General features: G+C 62.2%; 17 protein-coding genes. 5 read left to right on the forward strand and 12 right to left on the reverse strand.

Going from position 1 to position 18,667, the window contains the following annotated elements:
* Window positions 1-228 precede the first annotated feature (228 nt).
* Together CO667_RS32585 and CO667_RS32590 are read right to left on the reverse strand one after the other, a co-directional pair.
* Window positions 229-711 carry an anthrone oxygenase family protein gene (locus CO667_RS32585; protein ID WP_097622128.1) on the reverse strand — a complete coding sequence of 161 codons (483 nt, stop codon included), beginning with the start codon at window positions 709-711 and terminating at the stop codon, window positions 229-231.
* 2 nt (window positions 712-713) lie between these two features.
* The gene (locus CO667_RS32590; protein WP_097622129.1) at window positions 714-1,538 is read right to left on the reverse strand and encodes an NmrA family NAD(P)-binding protein; all 825 of its coding nucleotides are present in this window, start codon (window positions 1,536-1,538) and stop codon (window positions 714-716) included.
* Window positions 1,539-1,640: 102 nt separating this feature from the next.
* Between CO667_RS32590 and CO667_RS32595 the strand changes: the two genes are divergently transcribed.
* The 3 genes from CO667_RS32595 to CO667_RS32605 all read left to right on the forward strand — a co-directional run bounded on the left by CO667_RS32595 (window position 1,641) and on the right by CO667_RS32605 (window position 4,045).
* A complete protein-coding gene (locus tag CO667_RS32595) occupies window positions 1,641-2,294 on the forward strand; it encodes a TetR family transcriptional regulator (protein ID WP_097622130.1) in 654 nt (217 codons plus the stop codon).
* Window positions 2,295-2,367: 73 nt separating this feature from the next.
* A complete protein-coding gene (locus CO667_RS32600) occupies window positions 2,368-3,057 on the forward strand; it encodes an orotate phosphoribosyltransferase (protein WP_097622131.1) in 690 nt (229 codons plus the stop codon).
* A 61-nt stretch (window positions 3,058-3,118) separates the two neighbouring features.
* Window positions 3,119-4,045 carry a carbohydrate kinase gene (locus CO667_RS32605; RefSeq protein WP_097622132.1) on the forward strand — a complete coding sequence of 309 codons (927 nt, stop codon included), beginning with the start codon at window positions 3,119-3,121 and terminating at the stop codon, window positions 4,043-4,045.
* A gap of 32 nt (window positions 4,046-4,077) precedes the next feature.
* Here the strand turns inward: CO667_RS32605 and otsA are convergent, their stop codons facing one another.
* Together otsA and CO667_RS32615 are read right to left on the reverse strand one after the other, a co-directional pair.
* Window positions 4,078-5,478, reverse strand: coding sequence for an alpha,alpha-trehalose-phosphate synthase (UDP-forming) (otsA, locus tag CO667_RS32610; RefSeq protein WP_097622133.1), 1,401 nt, complete (start codon window positions 5,476-5,478; stop codon window positions 4,078-4,080).
* A 288-nt stretch (window positions 5,479-5,766) separates the two neighbouring features.
* On the reverse strand, window positions 5,767-6,126 hold the full coding sequence (locus CO667_RS32615; protein ID WP_097622134.1) for a metalloregulator ArsR/SmtB family transcription factor: 360 nt from the start codon (window positions 6,124-6,126) through the stop codon (window positions 5,767-5,769).
* A gap of 169 nt (window positions 6,127-6,295) precedes the next feature.
* Here CO667_RS32615 and CO667_RS32620 point away from each other — a divergent pair, with 169 nt between their 5' ends.
* A complete protein-coding gene (locus CO667_RS32620; RefSeq protein ID WP_097622135.1) occupies window positions 6,296-7,249 on the forward strand; it encodes an acyl-CoA desaturase in 954 nt (317 codons plus the stop codon).
* Window positions 7,250-7,627: 378 nt separating this feature from the next.
* Here CO667_RS32620 and CO667_RS32625 read toward each other — a convergent pair whose 3' ends face one another.
* From CO667_RS32625 to CO667_RS32635, 3 genes are all read right to left on the reverse strand, one after another.
* Window positions 7,628-8,479: an SAM-dependent methyltransferase gene (locus CO667_RS32625; protein ID WP_097622136.1), complete on the reverse strand. Its 852-nt coding sequence runs from the start codon at window positions 8,477-8,479 to the stop codon at window positions 7,628-7,630.
* 11 nt (window positions 8,480-8,490) lie between these two features.
* Complete coding sequence (gene pgi, locus CO667_RS32630; protein WP_097622137.1) at window positions 8,491-10,116, reverse strand: glucose-6-phosphate isomerase; 1,626 nt, start codon at window positions 10,114-10,116, stop codon at window positions 8,491-8,493.
* 138 nt (window positions 10,117-10,254) lie between these two features.
* On the reverse strand, window positions 10,255-11,955 hold the full coding sequence (locus tag CO667_RS32635) for a long-chain fatty acid--CoA ligase (RefSeq protein WP_097622138.1): 1,701 nt from the start codon (window positions 11,953-11,955) through the stop codon (window positions 10,255-10,257).
* A gap of 245 nt (window positions 11,956-12,200) precedes the next feature.
* Here CO667_RS32635 and CO667_RS32640 point away from each other — a divergent pair, with 245 nt between their 5' ends.
* A complete protein-coding gene (locus CO667_RS32640) occupies window positions 12,201-12,593 on the forward strand; it encodes a PRC-barrel domain-containing protein (protein ID WP_097622139.1) in 393 nt (130 codons plus the stop codon).
* Window positions 12,594-12,837: 244 nt separating this feature from the next.
* Here CO667_RS32640 and CO667_RS32645 read toward each other — a convergent pair whose 3' ends face one another.
* The 5 genes from CO667_RS32645 to CO667_RS32665 all read right to left on the reverse strand — a co-directional run bounded on the left by CO667_RS32645 (window position 12,838) and on the right by CO667_RS32665 (window position 18,663).
* Window positions 12,838-15,291 (reverse strand): glycoside hydrolase family 2 protein, encoded by a 2,454-nt coding sequence (locus tag CO667_RS32645; RefSeq protein ID WP_097622140.1) that lies wholly within the window; start codon window positions 15,289-15,291, stop codon window positions 12,838-12,840.
* A gap of 60 nt (window positions 15,292-15,351) precedes the next feature.
* Complete coding sequence (locus CO667_RS32650; protein ID WP_097622141.1) at window positions 15,352-15,747, reverse strand: VOC family protein; 396 nt, start codon at window positions 15,745-15,747, stop codon at window positions 15,352-15,354.
* Between the two features lie 62 nt (window positions 15,748-15,809).
* Window positions 15,810-16,559, reverse strand: a complete 750-nt coding sequence (locus CO667_RS32655; RefSeq protein WP_097622142.1) for an ABC transporter permease — start codon at window positions 16,557-16,559, stop codon at window positions 15,810-15,812.
* A complete protein-coding gene (locus CO667_RS32660; RefSeq protein ID WP_097622143.1) occupies window positions 16,556-17,500 on the reverse strand; it encodes an ABC transporter ATP-binding protein in 945 nt (314 codons plus the stop codon). The genes CO667_RS32655 and CO667_RS32660 overlap by 4 nt, the downstream gene beginning before the upstream one ends.
* The gene (locus CO667_RS32665; protein ID WP_097622144.1) at window positions 17,497-18,663 is read right to left on the reverse strand and encodes an ABC transporter permease; all 1,167 of its coding nucleotides are present in this window, start codon (window positions 18,661-18,663) and stop codon (window positions 17,497-17,499) included. The genes CO667_RS32660 and CO667_RS32665 overlap by 4 nt, the downstream gene beginning before the upstream one ends.
* Window positions 18,664-18,667: the final 4 nt, after the last annotated feature.

Below are 18,667 nucleotides of genomic sequence, written 5' to 3' on the forward strand. Positions count from 1 at the left end.
CCGCTAAGCGCGGCGTATCCCTCCTCCTCTCAGCTTTCGATGATGTGTGAATCTGATAGCCCAGCGGGGAGAAGGTGGCCCGAAGGGTCGGATGAGGGGGCCGCACGGTACACCATTCATTGCCCTTCGCTTACGCTCCGTGCATTCGCGGCCTTGCCGCTCACCCCCTCAACCGCCTGTCGGCACCTTCTCCCCGCTGGGGAGAAGAGATGTGTAGCAACGCCCCTCCTAGACAATCATCAGCACCCGCACGAAAGCGACCGAGGCGAGCAGCGAGGCGATCGTCCGCACGTGGTTCCACCACGTCCAGTCCCTTAGATAGGTCGTCCAGAACGCCATCGCGTCCGGTCCGCTGCCGGCGACCTTCTCCAGCGCATCGTTCATCGGCACGTTGAAGACGATGGTCGAGAGGAAGGAAGCCAGCACATAGAGTGCCGCCCCTGCCAGCATCAGCAGGGATGCCCCGCCGCGCCAATCGATCACCGCCAGCACGGCGATGACGAGGCAGAGGATCGCCGTCGGTACGAACAGGCCCATGAAGGGCGAGCGGACGATCGTCACGTTGATCGAGTTCATCGCCGCGATGCCTTGCTCTGTCGGAATCCGCGAGAAGGCGGGCATGATGAAGGTCGAGAAGGCGAAGAAGATACCGGCGACGAGGCCGCTGCCGATCGCCGCCGCCGCGAGGGAGAGAGTGAGAATGATCTGCATGGTCAGACGCTCCATAGTCCGGTGGCCGCGGTCGCCCGCGCATAGTGGCTGAAATCGGTGGCGGGTCGGCCGAGAATTTCGGCGACACCGGCCATGGTGCTGGAATTGCGCCCATCGAGCACCTGGCCGAACAGTTCTTCGAGAAGATCGATCAGGCCCTGTGGCAGGCCGGCGGCCGCCAGTCCGCCGGTGAAATCAGCCATCGACACCTGCTGATATTCGATCGGCCGCCCGGCGGCCTCAGCGATTTCGGCGACCGCCTGGCGGAATGTCAGCGCCCGCGGGCCGGTCAACTCGTAGGTCTTGTTGCGATGGCGGGGATCGGTCAAGGCGGCGACGGCGGCATCGGCGATATCGTCGGCATCGATGAAGGGTTCGCCGATCTCGCCTGCCGGCAATTGCAGCCGGCCGGCGAGGATCTGTTCGACAAAGGCGCCCTCGCTGAAATTCTGGCAGAACCAGGAGGCACGCAGGATGGTGGTGTCAATGCCGGAGACCTTCAGCGTCGCCTCGCTGCGTTGCGCGCCCTCTTCGCCGCGACCGGAGAGCAGCACGATGTGCTCAAGTCCGCAGTCCACCCCGACCTCGGCGAGCGCCCCGATCGCCTCCGCCGCCCAGGCGACGGAAAGGTCCGGCTGGAAGGCGACATAGGCGCTCGATGCGCCCTCAAGCGCGCCGCGCCAGGTCGATCTGTCCTCCCAATCGAAGGGACGGGCGCTGGAGCGCGACACGGCGCGAAGGGTGAGCCCACGCGCTTCCAGACGTTTGATGATGCGGCCGCCGGTCTTTCCCGACCCACCGATGAGGACGATTTCGGAATTCTGCATGTCGAAGCTCCTTCCCAATCTGGCAAACAAGAGAGACTCTCTCATTTGCCAAATGAGATAAACTCTCTTATTTTCTTTGTCAACTTGGAAAAGGAGAGACGCATGTCGGAACAGCCGGTCGCCACGCGCAGGCGCCAGTCGGAGCAGAGCGGCCAGCCGCGCCGGATCCCGAGCCAGCAGCGCGGCCGCGAGCGCTTCGAAAAGATCCTCGCCGTCGCCTCGGAGCTGATCGAAAGCCATGGCAGCGACGGCTTGAAGATGAGTGAGATCGTCGAAAAGGCCGGGCTTTCCTTCGGCGCCCTCTATCAATATTTCCCCGACAAGAGCTCGATCATCCGCACCTTGGCCGAGCGCTTCAACGAAGAGGGCAGGCGATGCGTCGAGGTGGAGCTGGCGAAGGTCACTGAGCCCGCCGGCCTGCAGGGCGCGCTCGCCAATATCGTCGACGAATATTACGGCTTCTTCCGCCGCGAGCCCGTCATGCGCGACATCTGGCATGCGACCCATACCGACAAGCTGCTGCAGCAGATCGATGCCGAGGACATGGAATTCCATGCCCAGGCATTTCTCGGCGTGCTCGTCCGCCTATGGCCGGATCGCGACCGCAAGGCGCTGCTGGCGATCGCCCGGCTGACGATGCAGCTGCTTGCCGCTGCCGTGCGTTATGCGGTTTCGCTGGATGCGGAGGAGGCTGCTGAGGCGATTGCCCTGTTCAAGAAAATGCAGAACGCCGATATCGACCGTCTGCTGCAGTGATCGCCGCCTTTCGTCTGGAAACGGCGGGCTCTTGCTGCTATTCCCGCAAGGATCCAAGCCGAAGGAGAGCCGCATGATCCAGACCACATTTCCCGATCGCGCCGTGATGGCCGAATTGCTCGCCAAGATGCTCTGGGAAATCAAGGCGGTGCATTTCAATGCCGCCCAGCCCTATAAACTCTCCTCCGGCATGGCGAGCCCGGTTTATATCGATTGCCGCAAGCTGCTCTCCTTCCCGCGCATCCGCTCGACGGTGATGGATTTCGCCGCCAGCACCCTGCTGCGCGATGCCGGCTTCGAGCAGTTCGATTGCATCGCCGGCGGCGAGACCGCCGGCATCCCCTTCGCGGCGCTGCTGGCCGATCGCCTCGGCCTGCCGATGATCTATGTCCGCAAGCAGCCGAAGGGCCATGGCCGCAACGCCCAGATCGAAGGCAATATGCCGGAAGGCTCGCGCGTGCTCGTCATCGAAGACCTGACGACGGCCGGCGGCAGCATGTTCAAGTTCATCGATGCGGTCCGTGCCGCCGGCGGCATCGTTGATCATGGTATCGCGCTGTTCTTCTACGGCATCTTCGGCGACCAGCGTTTTGCCGACGGCAAGGTCCGGCTGCATCACGTCGCCACCTGGCGCAATGTTCTCTCTGTCGCCAAGGCGCAGAAGCTATTCGACGACAAGACGCTGGAAGAGGTCGAGGCCTTCCTCGATGCGCCGCTCGCCTGGTCGGGCAGGAATGGTGGCGTCAGCGAGCTTTCGCTCTAGCTATTGACAAAAGCTCACTTAATCGGTTGATGAATGTAGAAATGCTGTTGGGAGGAATTCGATGATTTTGTGCTGCGGCGAAGCCTTGATCGACATGCTGCCGAGGGACACCACCCTGGATGAAAAGGGCTTTGCCCCCTATGCCGGCGGCGCGATCTTCAACACCGCGATCGCGCTCGGCCGCCTCGGCATCCCCACCGCCTTCTTCACCGGCATTGCCGATGACATGATGGGCGAAATTCTGCTGGAGACGCTGAAGGCCAGCAATGTCGATTACAGCCCCTGCGCCATCACGCCACGTCCCTCGACCATCGCCTTCGTCAAGCTGGTGAACGGCCAGGCGACCTATGCCTTCTACGACGAGGGCACGGCCGGCCGGATGATCACCGAGGCCGATCTGCCTGCTCTCGGCGACAATTGCGAGGCCTTGCACTTCGGCGCCATCAGCCTGATCCCCAGCCCCTGCGGCGAAACCTACGAGGCGCTGCTCGACCGTGAAGCCGCGACCCGCGTCATCTCGCTCGATCCGAATATCCGTCCCGGTTTCATCAAGGACAAGCCGGCTCATATGGCCCGCATCAAGCGCATGGCCGCCAAATCAGACATCGTCAAATTCTCCGACGAGGATCTCGACTGGTTCGGTCTTTCAGGCGACCATGATACGCTCGCCGCCCACTGGCTTGATCACGGCGCCAAGCTCGTCGTCATCACCAAGGGCGCAGAAGGCGCCTCCGGTTATACCAAGGAGCGCAAGGTCACGGTCCCGAGCCAACGCGTCACCGTCGTCGATACGGTCGGCGCCGGCGACACTTTCGATGCCGGCGTGCTGGCGTCGCTGAAGATGGATGGGCTGCTGACCAAGGCACAGGTCGCCAATCTTGACGAAAAGGCACTGCGCAATGCCTTGGCTCTTGGGGCGAAGGCTGCCGCCGTCACCGTCTCCCGCGCTGGCGCCAACCCACCCTGGGCGCATGAGATTGGTCTTTAACGCTGGAAGCAAGCCGCCCTCGCGCTGATCGATCAGGCGACTGTCCGGGGAAGCTCGGGAGCGCTCACTAGGTCCCGCAAGAAGTTTTCGCACCAAAGCGAGACATCGTGAGAGAGCAGATGCTCCATCATCATGCTCCAGCGCTCGCGGCGCTCGCCAAGCGACATGGCAAGGCCCCTGGCAAGCGCATTGGCAGTGCCTTCGACGTCGTAGGGATTGACCAGCAGCGCACCCTTCAGCTCCCGAGCCGCGCCGGCGAAGCGCGATAGCACCAAGACGCCCGGACGATCCGGGTTCTGGGCGGCGACATATTCCTTGGCGACGAGATTCATGCCGTCGCGTAACGGCGTGACCAGCCCGATCGTCGCCAGGCGGTAGAGGCCGGCGAGCACGGTGCGGCTGATCGAACGGTTGACATAGCGGATCGGCACCCAGTCGACCGTCCCGATGGCACCGTTGACGCGGCCGGCCTGTTCGGCGACCATCTTCTGCATATGCTCGTATTCGGGAACTTCCGATCGCGACTTCGGTGTGATCTGCAGATAGGTGACCTTGTTCTGATAGGCGGGATTGCCGGTGAGGAAGCGTTCGAACGCTTCCAGCCGCTGGATGATGCCCTTGGAATAATCGAGGCGATCGACCCCGATGATCATGTCGCGGCCTTCAACGCTGCGCCGGGTCTTCTGCACCATGACATTGTTTGCGGCGCTCTCGGCAAAGTCGGCGAAGGCCGCGGTTTCGATCCCGATCGGATAGGCGCCCGCCTTGAATATCCGCCCATGGGAATCGAACGATCCATTTCCGAGGTCGTCGCCAATGCCTTCCCGTCTGAGATAGCCGGCGAAGTTCTGGAGGTCGTAGTCCGTCTGGAAGCCGACGAGATCGTAATGCGAGAGCCCGCGCATGATTTCTTCATGGACCGGCATCGTGACGAGAATGTCGGCCGGCGGCCAGGGAATGTGCAGGAAGAAGCCGATCCGGTTCTTCAGCCCCATTTGGCGCAGTTCGGCCGCCAGCGGAATGAGGTGATAGTCATGAACCCAGATGATGTCGTCCGGCTCGATCATCGGCGCCAGCCGGTGCGCGAAAAACCGGTTGACGCGGAAATAACCGGCCATTTCCTTTCGGCCATATTCGGCGAGGTCGAGGCGATAGTGACAGATGGGCCAGAGAACACGGTTTGCAAATCCGCGATAATATTCCTCGACGTCGGTGTCGGTGAGATCGGTCAGCGCATAGGTGATGTTACCCTTCTGCAGGTGCGACAGCGGGCCGGGCTCCCTGTCCCCGCTCGATTCTCCCGACCATCCCATCCAGATGCCGCCGCGCGCCTGCAGGGCTGCCTGCAGCGCGACCGCCAGTCCGCCGGCCGCGGCGCTCCCATCCTTGGCCGGCATGGGAACACGATTGGAAACGACGATAAGACGGCTCATGAGCTTCCTTTGGTGAAGATGGGTCGTGAAAACGCTCTGTGGTGAGCGTTTCGGGCGATCTCCTGAACTGGGCGCGCAAGAGAAGATCCGGACGCGAGTGGCCCGGTGCATAGGCCAGCGGAAACAATGAAACGGGGCATCGCCCCCGGCTTGTCGGCCATGTCGTCGGAAGTACCTTGCGCACAGATTTTGCTTGAATCTAGGGCGATGGCGGCAGATTGAAAGAATTCTTTCTAAAATTTTCTATTAGAAGAACGTTCAATCCGCTTTTGCGCCGGGGGCGCCAAGCTATTCTTTCGCGCGGGCGCGCGCCTGGCTTTCCTTCTTGATCGGCCGACCGACGGGGCAGACCTCCTGCACGAAGCCGTTGAGTGTATTGACGAGATTGTTCTCGATCAGGGAATAGTGAACGAACTGGCCCTGTTTCTCTCGTCTGATCAGCCCCGCTGCTTCGAGGATGGAAAGATGCTGCGAAACGGCCGGCTTGGACATGCGGAAGCGGTCGGCGATCTCGCCGGCGGTCAGGCCCGATGCCGAGAGATAGGCGAGGATCTTTCGGCGTGGGGCACTGGAAAGCGCGTGAAATACCCGCTGGGCGGCGCTGACGGAGCTGCTTTCTCCAACGTCATCGAAAGTCTCTTCGTTCAAGTCCGGTCTCCGTGCCTGCGGCATCATCGCATCGATCCGTTAAACAATTAAGTAATTAATGTATTGCTTAATTGTTTCTGCTCATGCAAAGTAATTAGGTAATTGCTTAATTAATGAATTGGTGGGGGATGTTCAAGTGGAGAATGCGCCCGATGGGAGGGAGTTTGCCATGAGCAGTATTTCCACGGGGCGGATGATCGATAACGGGAGCGACCCGGTGAAGGGCAGAGTGGTCTGGATGCCGGCAAAGTCGATCTGGATCACCGCCATGACCTTGATTGCCATTGTTGGTGGGCCATTGACCTTCACCTGGAGCGCCTTTGCCGTCTTTCTCCTCGTGACCGCCATCACGATCTGCCTCGGTCATTCCGTCGGCATGCACCGGCTGTTGATCCACCGCTCGTTCAGCACCCATATCTGGATCGAGCACTTTCTCGTCTATCTCGGGACGCTGGTCGGCATGGCCGGCCCTTTCGGCATGATCTACGCGCACGACATTCGCGACTGGGCGCAACGCCAGCGGGACTGCCATGATCTCTATGCCCATCGCCGGTCTTTCTTCATCGATGCCTTCTGGCAGATGCATTGCATCGTGGTGCTGGACCATCCGCCGTGTTTCGTCCTCAGAGAGCGCGAGCGGCGCGACCGCTTCTACCGCTTCCTGGAGGCGACATGGATGGCGCAGCAGATTCCCTTGGCACTCGTGCTTTTTGCGCTCGGCGGATTGCCGTGGGTGATCTGGGGTATTGCCGTGCGGATATCGGTGTCGCTGACCGGCCACTGGCTGATCGGCCATTGCGCGCATCGCGACGGCCATCAGGGCTGGAGCGTCGATGATGTCGCGGTGCAGGGCTATAACCTGCCGCGTTTCGGGCTGGTGACCTTTGGCGAGAGCTTTCACGGCAACCATCACGCCTTCCCGGAATCGGCGCGCCTCGGCATCGAGCCGGGGCAGCTGGATCTCGGTTGGTATTTCATCCGCCTGCTGGCAGGGCTCGGCCTGGCTTCGGCGATCAAGCTGCCGCACATTATCGTGCCAAGGCGAGGGTTGAGGCGCGTCGACGCAGCTGAAACTGCTGAGGATGGCGCCAATCCGCCCTGGGCGAGTGAGATTGGGCTTTAAGGCTGGAGCCAGTTTCGCCCCTCATCCGCCTGCCGCCACCTTCTGCCCGTTCGCGGGGCGAAGGGGATGGCCGCGACGTCTCGGTTCACCCTTCGCCCCAGCGGGGAGAAGGTGGCCCGAAGGGTCGGATGAGGGGGCGCCGAATTCAGGTTTTTCCAACACGCCTCTACCGGGTTCGCCGACCCTGTATCGTCTTGATTGTGGTCAGAGCGTTGCTGTCGGTGGAATAGGATTTACGCAAGGGCCGTGAAGCCCCCTTTTCATCCGCCCTGCTGGGGCCGAGAAAAATAGCTCGAACCGGCGAGGGGCAGGCCTTCAAAGTTTACTTCGCCATCCTCGCCATCGCAGCCTTCGCCTTCGAAACCGGACTGTCAGCAATCAGCCTCCGGCTCGCTTTCTGGCAAAGAGTACATGCGGACCGGCGCCGCTATCCGGTGCATCATCCGGAGCGCCGAAATAGCGCCGTGCCATGCCCGAGGGACCGAGATCCTCAACGTAGCGAAAACCCATGGCCGCGAGTTCGCCTGCAAGTTCTCCCGGATCGAGGAGTGTGATCCACGGCTCCCCGGCTTCGGCTACTCGAGCCGCCATAGCCGCGGCCCGTACGCGCCTTTCGGGTGCGTAGTTCTCCAACGGCTCCGAGTAGTCGAACACGATGCCGGCTTCAGGGGAAGCAGCGACGAAGCGAAGCAAGGAAAAGATGGTTTGCCGCTCCAGATAGGGTAGGACGCCGAGCCAGATATAAAGCGCCGGTTCGTCCTTCTGAAAATCACTGGCCGTGAGTTGCTCTGCGAGATCATCTCGTTCAAAATCGACTGGGATGAAGCTCAGTTCGGAGGGAACCGTTATCCCGGAGACCAAGAGCCGCTCCCGTTTCCAGGCCTGCGTCGCAGGATGATCGACCTCGAAGACCTTCAGGCCGATATCACGATAGGGGTTGCGCAGGCCGAACGTATCGAGACCTGCACCAAGCACGACGACTTGACGTAGGCCATGCTCGACCTCTTTCGCGACGCAATCCTCCGCAAAACGGCTGCGCGCTGCCAGAAAAAGCCGGAAAGGTTTCGTTCCGGGGTCCTGAGCGTGTTTGTCTGCCGCCGCCACCGCCTCTGCGTCGAGGATCATCCGGGCATAGGGATCCTCAAAGACAGAGCTACCATCAATGATCTGGTGGGCGGCGCGGGACCCTGCCACCAAGCGAGCTGTCCGGCTTGGTCCCTTGCCGTCCATGACGTGGCCCTTTACTTCGCCAGCTTCGCCAGCGCCGCAACCAGGCCCTGCGTCGAGGAATCATGCGATGCCGCGCTCTGCTTGCCCTCGACAACCGGCAGCAGGCCCGTTGCCAGTTCCTTGCCGAGTTCGACGCCCCATTGGTCGAAGGAGTTGATGCGGAAGAGAACGCCTTCGACGAAGACGCGGTGTTCGTAAAGGGCGATCAGGCGGCCGAGGGCGTAGGGAGTCAGCTTGTCGTAGACGAAGGTGATCGACGGGCGGTTGCCGGTAAAGACGCGGTGCGGGGCGATGAAATCGGCCTTCTTGTCGTCCATGCCCTTGTCGGTCAGCTGCTTTTTGGCTTCTTCGAAGGTGCGGCCCTTCATCAGCGCTTCCGACTGGGCGAGCACATTGGAGATCAAAAGCTGGTGCTGGTGGCGCAAGTCCGGCTCGAAGGCGTTGGCGGCGATCATGAATTCGGCCGGGATGATGCTCGTGCCCTGGTGGATGAGCTGGTAGAAGGCGTGCTGGCCGTTGGTGCCGGGTTCGCCCCAGACGACCGGGCCGGAATTGCCCTCGACCGGCGTGCCGTCGATGGTGACGCCCTTGCCGTTAGATTCCATGTCGAGCTGCTGCAGATAGGCCGGGAAGCGCGACAGGCGCTGGTCGTAGGGCAGGATGGCGCGGGTGGGGTAGCCCAGCACATTGCGGTGGTAGAAGCCGATCAGGCCGAGCAACATCGGCAGGTTTTCGGTAATCGGCGCCTTACGGAAGTGGTTATCGACGGCATGGGCGCCGTCGAGGAACTTGCCGAAATTCTCCGGCCCGACGGCAATCATCAGCGGCAGGCCGATGGCCGACCAGATCGAGTATCGGCCGCCGACCCAATCCCAGAAGCCGAAGACGCGGGCGCTGTCGATGCCGAAGGCGGCGACCTTGTCGAGCGCCGTCGAGACGGCGGCGAAATGATGCTGCACGGCCGCTTCGCCGAGCGCCTTGGCGATGAAATTGCGTGCTGTCTGCGCATTGGTCATCGTCTCGACGGTGGTGAAGGTCTTCGAGGCGACGATGAACAGCGTCGTCTCCGGCTGCACCAGCTTCAGGATATCGGCGATATGGGCGCCGTCGATGTTGGAGACGAAATGGGCGCGCGGGCCGTCATGGAAGGGGGCAAGCGCCAGCGTCGCCATGACAGGGCCGAGATCCGAGCCGCCGATGCCGATATTGACGACATCGGTGATCGCCTTGCCGGTGGCGCCTTTCAGCGCGCCGGAGCGGATCCCGTCGGCAAACCTAGCCATGGCGGCGAGCACGGCATTGACGTCGGGCATGACGTCCTTGCCGTCGACCAGGACAGGCGTGTTGGAGCGGTTGCGCAAGGCGGTGTGCAGCACGGCGCGGTCTTCGGTGAAATTGATCGCCTTGCCTGAGAACATTTCCTCGCGCTTCTTTTCGACGCCGCCGTCTTCGGCAAGCTTGACCAAGAGCTTGAGGATGTCGTCATTGACCGCCGTCTTGGAAAAATCCATCAGCAGGTCGTCAAGCGAAACCGAGAAGCGCGAAAAGCGCTGCTGATCGGCGGCGAAGGCGGCACGGATATCGGTCGCCTTGCTGGCATCAGCGGTGCTTTTCAGCTGTTCGACGATGGCGTTCATGGGAGGCTCCTTTGGAGGCGGAAAGGTTGCGGAAACTATTCGCTTTCTCCAGTGCAAATCAAGTTCAGCCACCTGTCGAAATATGAAAAAAGCCACCCGCGGCAAGTGGATGGCTTTAATTTCATGAGATCGTCAAATTCAGCCGCGCAGGTCCTTGCGCAGGATCTTGCCGACAGGCGACTTCGGCAGCTCGGTGCGGAACTCGATGAAGCGCGGCCGTTTGTAATTGGTGAGGTTGGCGATGCAATGGGCCTTCACCTCGGCTTCCGTCAGGTTCGGATCCTTCCTGACGACGAAGAGTTTGACCGCCTCGCCCGAATGCCCGTCGGGCACGCCGATGGCGGCGGCCTCGAGGATACCGGCATGCATGGCGGCGACTTCCTCGATCTCATTGGGATAGACGTTGAAGCCCGAGACCAGGATCATGTCCTTCTTGCGGTCGACGATCTTGGTAAAGCCGCGCGCATCCATGAAACCCATGTCGCCCGAGCGGAAATAGCCGTCCTCGGTCATCACCCGCGCCGTTTCCTCCGGCTTCTGCCAATAGCCGGCCATCACCTGCGGCCCGCGGATGCAGATCTCGCCGACTTCGCCCAATGGCAGCGAATGGCCTTCCTCATCGCGGATATCGAGGTCGGTGGAGGGCATCGGCAGGCCGATCGTGCCGGTGAACTCGGCCGAATCGAAACGATTGGCGGTGGCAACCGGCGAGGTCTCGGATAGCCCGTAGCCCTCCGTCACCGGCGTGCCGGTCATCTTTAGCCAGCGGTCGGCGACCGGGCGCTGCACGGCCATGCCGCCGCCGAGCGACATGATCAGCGGCGAGAAATCGAGCTTGGCGAAATCGGCATTGTTCATCAGCGCATTGAACAGCGTGTTGAGGCCGGGGAAGATATGCACGTCGGACTTGCCGAACTCCTTGACGAGGCCGGGAATGTCGCGCGGATTGGCGATCAGGATATTGTGGGCGCCGAGCGACAAGCCCATCAGCGAATTCACCGTCAGCGCGAAGATGTGGTAGAGCGGCAGGGCGCAGAGGAAATTCAGCACTTCGGGCTGTTTCTTGCGCTCGAAGGCCGATCGCAGCCACAGCGACAGCTGCAGCTTGTTGGCGAGCAGGTTTGCATGCGTCAGCACCGCGCCCTTGGCAACGCCGGTCGTGCCGCCGGTATATTGCAGGAAGGCAATATCGCTGCCCGCAAGTGCCACCGGCGCGAGCGTCTTTTGCGCCCCTTCGCGCAGCACCTGGCTGAAGCTCTTGTGCTCAGGGATCGACCAGGCGGGAACGAGCTTCTTCACCTTGCGCACGAGGAAATTGACGATCAGCCCCTTGGCCCCCAGCATTTCGCCGAGCGAGGTGACGACGACGTGGCGCAGATCGGTCTTGTTCAGAACCTGCTCCACCGTGCGGGCGAAATTCTCCAGCACGAAGATCGCCTTGGCGCCGGAATCGCGCAGCTGGTGTTCGAGTTCGCGCGGCGTATAGAGTGGGTTGACGTTAACGACCACGAGGCCGGCCCTGAGGATGGCGTAGGTGGCGACCGGGTTCTGCAGCACGTTCGGCATCATCACCGCGACGCGGTCGCCCTTCTCCAGGCCGATACTCTGCAGCCAGGCGGCAACTTTCCGCGTCTGGCTCTCCAGTTCGCGGTAGCGCATCGCCTTGCCCATGCTGGAAAAGGCGGTCCGGTCGGCGTAACGGGCGCAGGATTTTTCGAGCAGTTCGGCAAGCGAGGCATATTCCAGCGGCGGGAGTTCGGCCGGTACCATATCGGGATAGCTGGCAAGCCAGGGCTTATCCGGCTTGGCTCCGTTCGGATGGACGGAAATGCTGTTCATCGTATCCTCTCTCCCTTGCGGCCGCCGCACCGACCCGAGCCGGTAATCGACTGGAAGCAGTCCTCCATCTTCCAGTCCGGCAGCTTATGCCATTGCCTGAACGGTTCAAGCCGAATGAAGCTATACTAACCTTGACGTAAACGTCAACATTCGGCCATCGCGCGGGATGGGTAGGGGAACTTTGAGTCCGCCATGGCGTTGATCTTGCATACCCAACCATGAGGAACACCCAAAGGAGATCCACAATGTTGAATCAGGATACTGACGCCAGCCGCCGTGACCCGGATGCCAAGGTCACGCACTCGCTGATCGCCAGCGACCGCGTCGAAGGCACCCGTGTCTATGGTGCGGATGGCAGGCATATCGGCTCGATCGAACGCCTGATCATCGGCAAGCTCGACGGCCGTGTCGCCTATGCCGTGCTGAGCTTCGGCGGCTTCCTCGGCATCGGTCACGACCACTATCCGCTTCCCTGGGAAAAGCTGAACTACGACATTCAGTTGGACGGCTATCGCATCGATCTGACCAAGGAGCAGATCGAAGGCGCCCCGAGCTATTCGGACGATGACGACACCTGGTACAACGATAATGGCCGCCGGGTCTATGATTACTACGGCGTGCCGCCCTACTGGATGTAACGTCGTCCGATAGCCGAGCTGGAAGGGCCCCGCGGGATGCGGGGCCTTTTTGGTGTTTGGTGTGCCGGCGCAGCGGGTGGTGTGGGGTGCTTTATCAGACAGGTGCTCACCCCACCCTCCTTCCTGTGCTCGTCACAGGAATCCAGTGCGCCCAAGTCGTTGGGCGCGGAAGACTTTTTCGACTTGAGGTGTCGGGTCATTCACCGCGCGGACGCGCGGTGGCTGGATTCCTGTGACGAGCACTTTAGTTCCCAGCAACAAGATCATTGACCGAGCGCAGCACGGTGCCGACGGTGATATCTTCTGCCCGGATCACCTCCGCTGTCCTCACCACAAAGACATGGCTCTCGCCCGGCAACAGCGTCACCAGCATCGAATCGACGACGGCATCCGGATCCAGCCGATCGGCCATCAGGCATAGATCCTTGAGAAAGTTTTGCGCCGTCACCTTGACCTCATACCCACCGTCGATCCCGCTGACATCGACCGCCAACCGCGGCGCCTGCAAGGCAAGGTCGATATCCTCGACGAAATAATGAAAAGCCCGCCTATCGAGCATCTCGACGACAACAACCTCGTTCTTTGGTAAGTCCGGCGTGACGATATCCCCAGGCAGCGGAAATTCCTTGGCCTCGAAGCGGTCGCAGAGCAGGCGCCAGAATTCGAATTCGGCCAGCACGGTGCCATCGAGCTTCAGGCGTTTGCCGGCAATCTTCGCCCGCCAGAACAGCGTGCGTTCGTTGACCGCCACTGCCGCAAGGCCATCGCCGCGCGGCTGGATCGTCAGCAGGCGCGGATCATAGGCCGCCTTCAGCGCATACCAGAGCGGCTTGCGGCGCCCGGCCGAATCGAGCGCTGCCCAAGAGGTCACCGGCCAGCAATCGTTGAACTGCCAGACGACGGCGCCCTTGCAGATATCGCGATGCGAGCGCATGTGCTCGACGCCGAAGCGGATGGCGCGGGCCTGGTTGAGCTGGGTGGCGAAGTGCCAATCGTCCATCGTCTGCGGCTCCGGCAGATGGCCGGCGAGGCCGCGGATCAGCTTGTCATTGCCTTGCGTCGCCTTCTGATGGTGGAAGACGCCGTTCGATTGCGGCGTCAGCGGCGCGTCGTGCACGCTTTCAGCGATCGTCGCCCAGGCAGCCGGCGCCTGCCAGCCGAATTCGGAGCAGAAGCGTGGGATATAATTGCGGTAGACCTCGTAGCCGACATCGTTCCACACGTCCCAGATATGTTTGCAGCCATGTGCGTCGGCATTGGGTTCGATCTCCATCGAGCCGGAATAGGGGCTGCCGGGATAATAGGGCCGGTCGGGATCGAGTTCGCCGCAGAGTTTCGGCAGTAGCTCGAGATAATAGCCGAGTCCCCAGCTCTCGCCCGCCTTGATGATCGGCCGCCAGCCCCATTCGTCGAAGCCCCAGATATTCTCGTTATTGCCGTTCCAGAGGACCAGCGAGGCATGCGGCATCAGCCGCACGACATTGTCGCGCACCTCCGCCTCGACCTCGCTTCTGAGCGGCTCCTCCTCGGGATAGGCGGCGCAGGCAAAGAGGAAATCCTGCCAGACCAGCATGCCCATGCGGTCGCAGGCCTGGTAAAATTCGTCGGTCTCGAAAATGCCGCCGCCCCAGACGCGCAGCAGGTGGATGTTGGCGGCCTTCGCCTCCTCGATCCGCGCGGCATACCGTTCAGCCGTCACCCGCGGGGGGAAGCAATCGTCCGGAATCCAGTTCGCTCCGCAGATGAACAGCGGCACGTCGTTGATGACGAAGGTGAAGGCCGAGCCGTGTTCGTCGGCCGCGGTATCGAGCCGCAGCGAGCGGAAGCCGAGGTCGCGCTGAAAGCTGTCGAGCAGACCGCCGCTGGCCTCGTCGATCAGCTTCAGCGTCAGCGGATAGAGCGGCTGCGCGCCGAGATGGTGCGGCCACCAGAGCTGCGGCGCGGGGAGGCGAAGCTCTAGGGAAACCGCGTCTTCGTCAGCGCCGATCGCCACCGTTTTGGTCACGCCGCCGATCTCGGCGACCAGCCGGCACGGCCCGCGATCGCCATGCCGCGACAGCCTGGCCTGCACCTTCACCAGCCCGTCGCCGCCGGCAAGGCTTGCGGATACGCGTGTTTCGGCAAGCCGTGCCCGATCCCAGCTTTCCAGCCGCAGGGGTTTCCAGAGGCCCGCCGTCACCAGTGTCGGACCCCAGTCCCAGCCGAAATTGCAGGCCATCTTGCGGATCAGATTGCCCGGTCCCGGATAATTGTTGGGGCGGTAGCCGTAATGTTTTTCCATCTCCGCGCCATAGGCGTAGGCCGAGCGGAAGGTGACGGTGAGGTCGTTCTGGCCAACCTTCAGCAGGGCCGACACATCGAAACGGTAGCTGCGGTGCATGTTGAAGGTGCGGCCGATCTCTTCGCCGTTGAGGGAGATCACCGCGATCGTATCGAGCCCGTCGAAGACGAGTTCCCACACCCTGCCATCCCTAGGCCTCGCCTCGAAGCTGCAGCGATAGGTCCAGTCGGTTTTGCCGATCCAGTCATTGGCGATTTCGTTGACGTCGATATAGGGATCGGGGATCAGCCGGTTGGCGAGAAGGTCGAGATGCACGCAGCCCGGCACCGTTGCGAGAATGGCAGCGGGCAGGCCGGATCTTCCTGTATCGTTACAGGTGAGCGTCCAGCCGGAATTGAGCGCGGTCTTCTCGATCATGGCGGGCTCCTTATTTAGGCCGCTGGAAGCTGTGGGATTATTGTGCCGCTCTGAAGAGCGTCAGAGAAACCGGCCGTGGCGCTGCAGCACCTCGATCTTGTAGCCGTCGGGATCGCTGAGGAAGAAGAACAGGCCGAAGAGCTTGCCGTCGCGGTTGAGCTCCACCAGTTCGCCCGGATGGAGCCCGAGCTTCGACAGCCGCTCGCGCTCGATGGCGACCTCTTCGACCGAGACGGCGAGGTGACCATAGGCATTGCCGAGTTCATAGGGCGCAGTTCGGCCCTTGTTGACGGTCAGTTCCAGCTCGAAGCCGGTCTCGGCATTGGCGAGATAGATCAGCGTGAAGGTGTCGAAGTCGACGCGGTCGGCGACCGAAAGGCCGAAGGCCCTCTTGTAGAAATCGACGGAGCGCGCCTCGTCGAGAACGCGGATCATGGAGTGGATCATCTTCGCCAAGGCTGCCTCCCATTGCGCCCACTCTCATAACGCCGGGCACCGCAGCCTTGGTACCCGTCCTCTTACGCCGGGCGCAAGCCGATTCTTCGGGTGATCGCCGCTTCGACGAGGCCCATGGCGTCATAGATCAGCACCGCCATCAGGCCGACGATCAGGCCGCCCTGCAGGATGAAGGCGGTATTGTCCGATATCAGCCCGGCGATGATCACCTCGCCGAGGCCCTTTGCCGCAACCGTCGAGCCGATCGTCGCCGTGCCGATATTGATGACGGTCGCGACCTTCAGTCCTTCGAGGATCAGCGGCAGGGCGAGTGGCAGCTCGACGCGAAACAGCCGCTGCGTGCCGTTCATGCCCATGCCGTCGGCGGCATCGAGAACCTGCGGCGAAACCTGCTTCAAGCCGGCGACGGTGTTTTCGAAGATCGGCAGCAGGCCGTAGAGAAACAGCGCGATCAGCGTCGGCATGGCGCCGAAGCCGGTGGCGGGAACCGCGAGCGCCAGCACCGCGACCGGCGGAAAGGTCTGCCCGGCATTGGCGATCGCGCGCGACAGCGGCAGGAAGTCGGCCCCGCTTTCCCGCGTCACGAAGATGCCGCCGGCAACGGCAAGCACGGCGCTGCAGATAATCGAGCCGATCACCAGCTGCAGGTGGCCAACAGCAAGCGAGGCAAGGCTGTTTTGCGTATAGACCGCCGGCGCATTGTTGTTCGTCAGCGGCGTGAGCAGGAAGGAAAGCCACTCGGTCCTGAACAGCAGGATCAAGAGCAGGGCGAGCGCCGCCAGGCGGAAGAGATTGGCGACGAGGAGTTTCATGCCTTGCGGCCCAGTTCGAGAAGCCGGGTCATCGAGATCGATCCGACAGGCGCCTTCTCGCCGTTCTCAACGGCCGCCTCGTCGACCCCCTGCCAGATCATTTCGGCGAGCGCATCGCGCAGGCTGAGCGATTGCGGCAGGGCATAGGCGAGGCCGCTTTTCGCCGGCGCCATGCTTTCCTTCAGCGGCAGCAGCGACATCAGCTTCAGCGCCCGGTCGGAGGTGCCGGTCAATTGCTGCACGAAGGGATCGGCGGGTTCGGTAAGGATCTTTTCCGGCGTCGAGCATTGCAGCAATCGGCCCTCGCTCATGACGGCGATCTGGTTGCCGAGATGGAAGGCCTCGTCCATGTCGTGGGTGACGAGAATGATGGTCGTGCCGAACTGCTTCTGGATCGCCAGCAGGTCGTCCTGCGCCTTGCCGCGGATGACCGGATCGAGCGCCCCGAAGGGTTCGTCCATCAACAGCAGTTCCGGTTCGGCCGCCAGCGCCCGGGCAACGCCGACGCGCTGCTGCTGGCCGCCGGAGAGCTGATGCGGATATTTGTCGGCAAAGGTGGCCGGATCGAGATTGAAGAGCCCGAGCAGTTCTTCGACCCGTTTGGCGATGCGGGTGGAATCCCAATCGAGCAACTGCGGCACGGTGGCGATATTCTGCGCCACGGTCCGGTGCGGAAACAGGCCGTGCCCCTGGATGGCATAGCCGATCTTGCGGCGAAGCTCGGTCACCTCAACGTCGATGACATTCTGCCCGCCAACGAAGATCTGACCCTCGGTGATCGGCACCAGCCGGTTGATCATCCGCATCAGCGTCGATTTGCCGGAGCCCGAGGTGCCGACGATGACCGTAATCTCACCCTTCTCGACGCTCATCGAGACATTGTCGACGACGGTGGCAGCACCATAGCGTTTGGTGACGTTCCTGATCTCGATCATGGTCATGCGGTGGATCCCCGGATGCTGTCGATGACCGCATCGAGGATGACGGCCGATGAGAAGGCGAAGAAGACGGTCGGCACCGCGCCGAGCAGGACGAGATCCATGGCCGTCTGGCCAAGCCCCTGGAAGATGAAGATGCCGAAGCCGCCACCGCCGATCAGTGCGGCGATCGTCACCATGCCGATCGCCTGCACCAGCACGATGCGGATGCCGGTGAGGATGACCGGGAAGGCGAGCGGCATGTCGATTCCAACAAGGATCTGTAAGCGCGTCAGCCCCATGCCGGCCGCAGCATCGCGCACCGAAGGGTCGACGCCCTGAAGGCCGACGACGGTGTTGGCGACGATCGGCAGCAGCGAATAGAGCACCAGCGCAATCAAGGCAGGCGCCGTGCCGATGCCGCGGATGCCGATGGCGGCGGCGAGCGGCACATGAGTGGCGAGATAACCGAGCGGCAGCATCAGCAGGCCGAAGAGCGCCAGACTCGGGATCGTCTGGATGAGGCTGAGCCCCTGCAGCACAATGGCGCGCAGCTTCGGCACCCAGAAGCAAAGGATGCCCAGCGGCAGGCCGAGAATGATGGCAATGGCAAGCGAACCGAAGGCCAGCAGCAGATGCGAAATCGCCTCGGTCTCGAACTGCGGCGCCCGTGTGGAAAATTCCTTCATGATCGACAGGCTGTCGAGCAGGCCTGACGAAAGCGAGAGGAAGAGCAGTGCGGTATAGGCGGCAAGGGCCGCGACCCGCATCCACGGCGCCAGCCGGATTTTGACAAGCGCATCCGAGATGACGAGCCCTATCACCGCAAACAGCACCCAGAAACCGCCGCCGGGTGTCATCCGCGCCACCGTGCTGCCGGGCGGCGTCGCTGCGGCGGAGACCAGGCCGATCGCCACGATCAGCGCGACAAGGCAGAGGGTCGCGATGACGAGCCGCGCCAAGGCATTGCGCAGGAACAGCGTCGCGAAAGCGGAGAGAATGAGAAGGACGGTCAGGATGACGACCGAGGGCTGGGGAAGAAGCTGCGTCAGGAGCATCGGTTTGCCGGCGGCGATGCGGTTCGCCTTCACATAGATGAAGGGCATCAGGGCTGTCGCCGCAATACCGCCGACCACCAGAACCACGCCGAGCCGGTCCAGCCTGCGGACCGCTGAAGTTTCTTCCATCAAT

This window comes from Rhizobium sp. L43, assembly GCF_002531725.1.
Classification (GTDB): Bacteria; Pseudomonadota; Alphaproteobacteria; order Rhizobiales; family Rhizobiaceae; genus Rhizobium.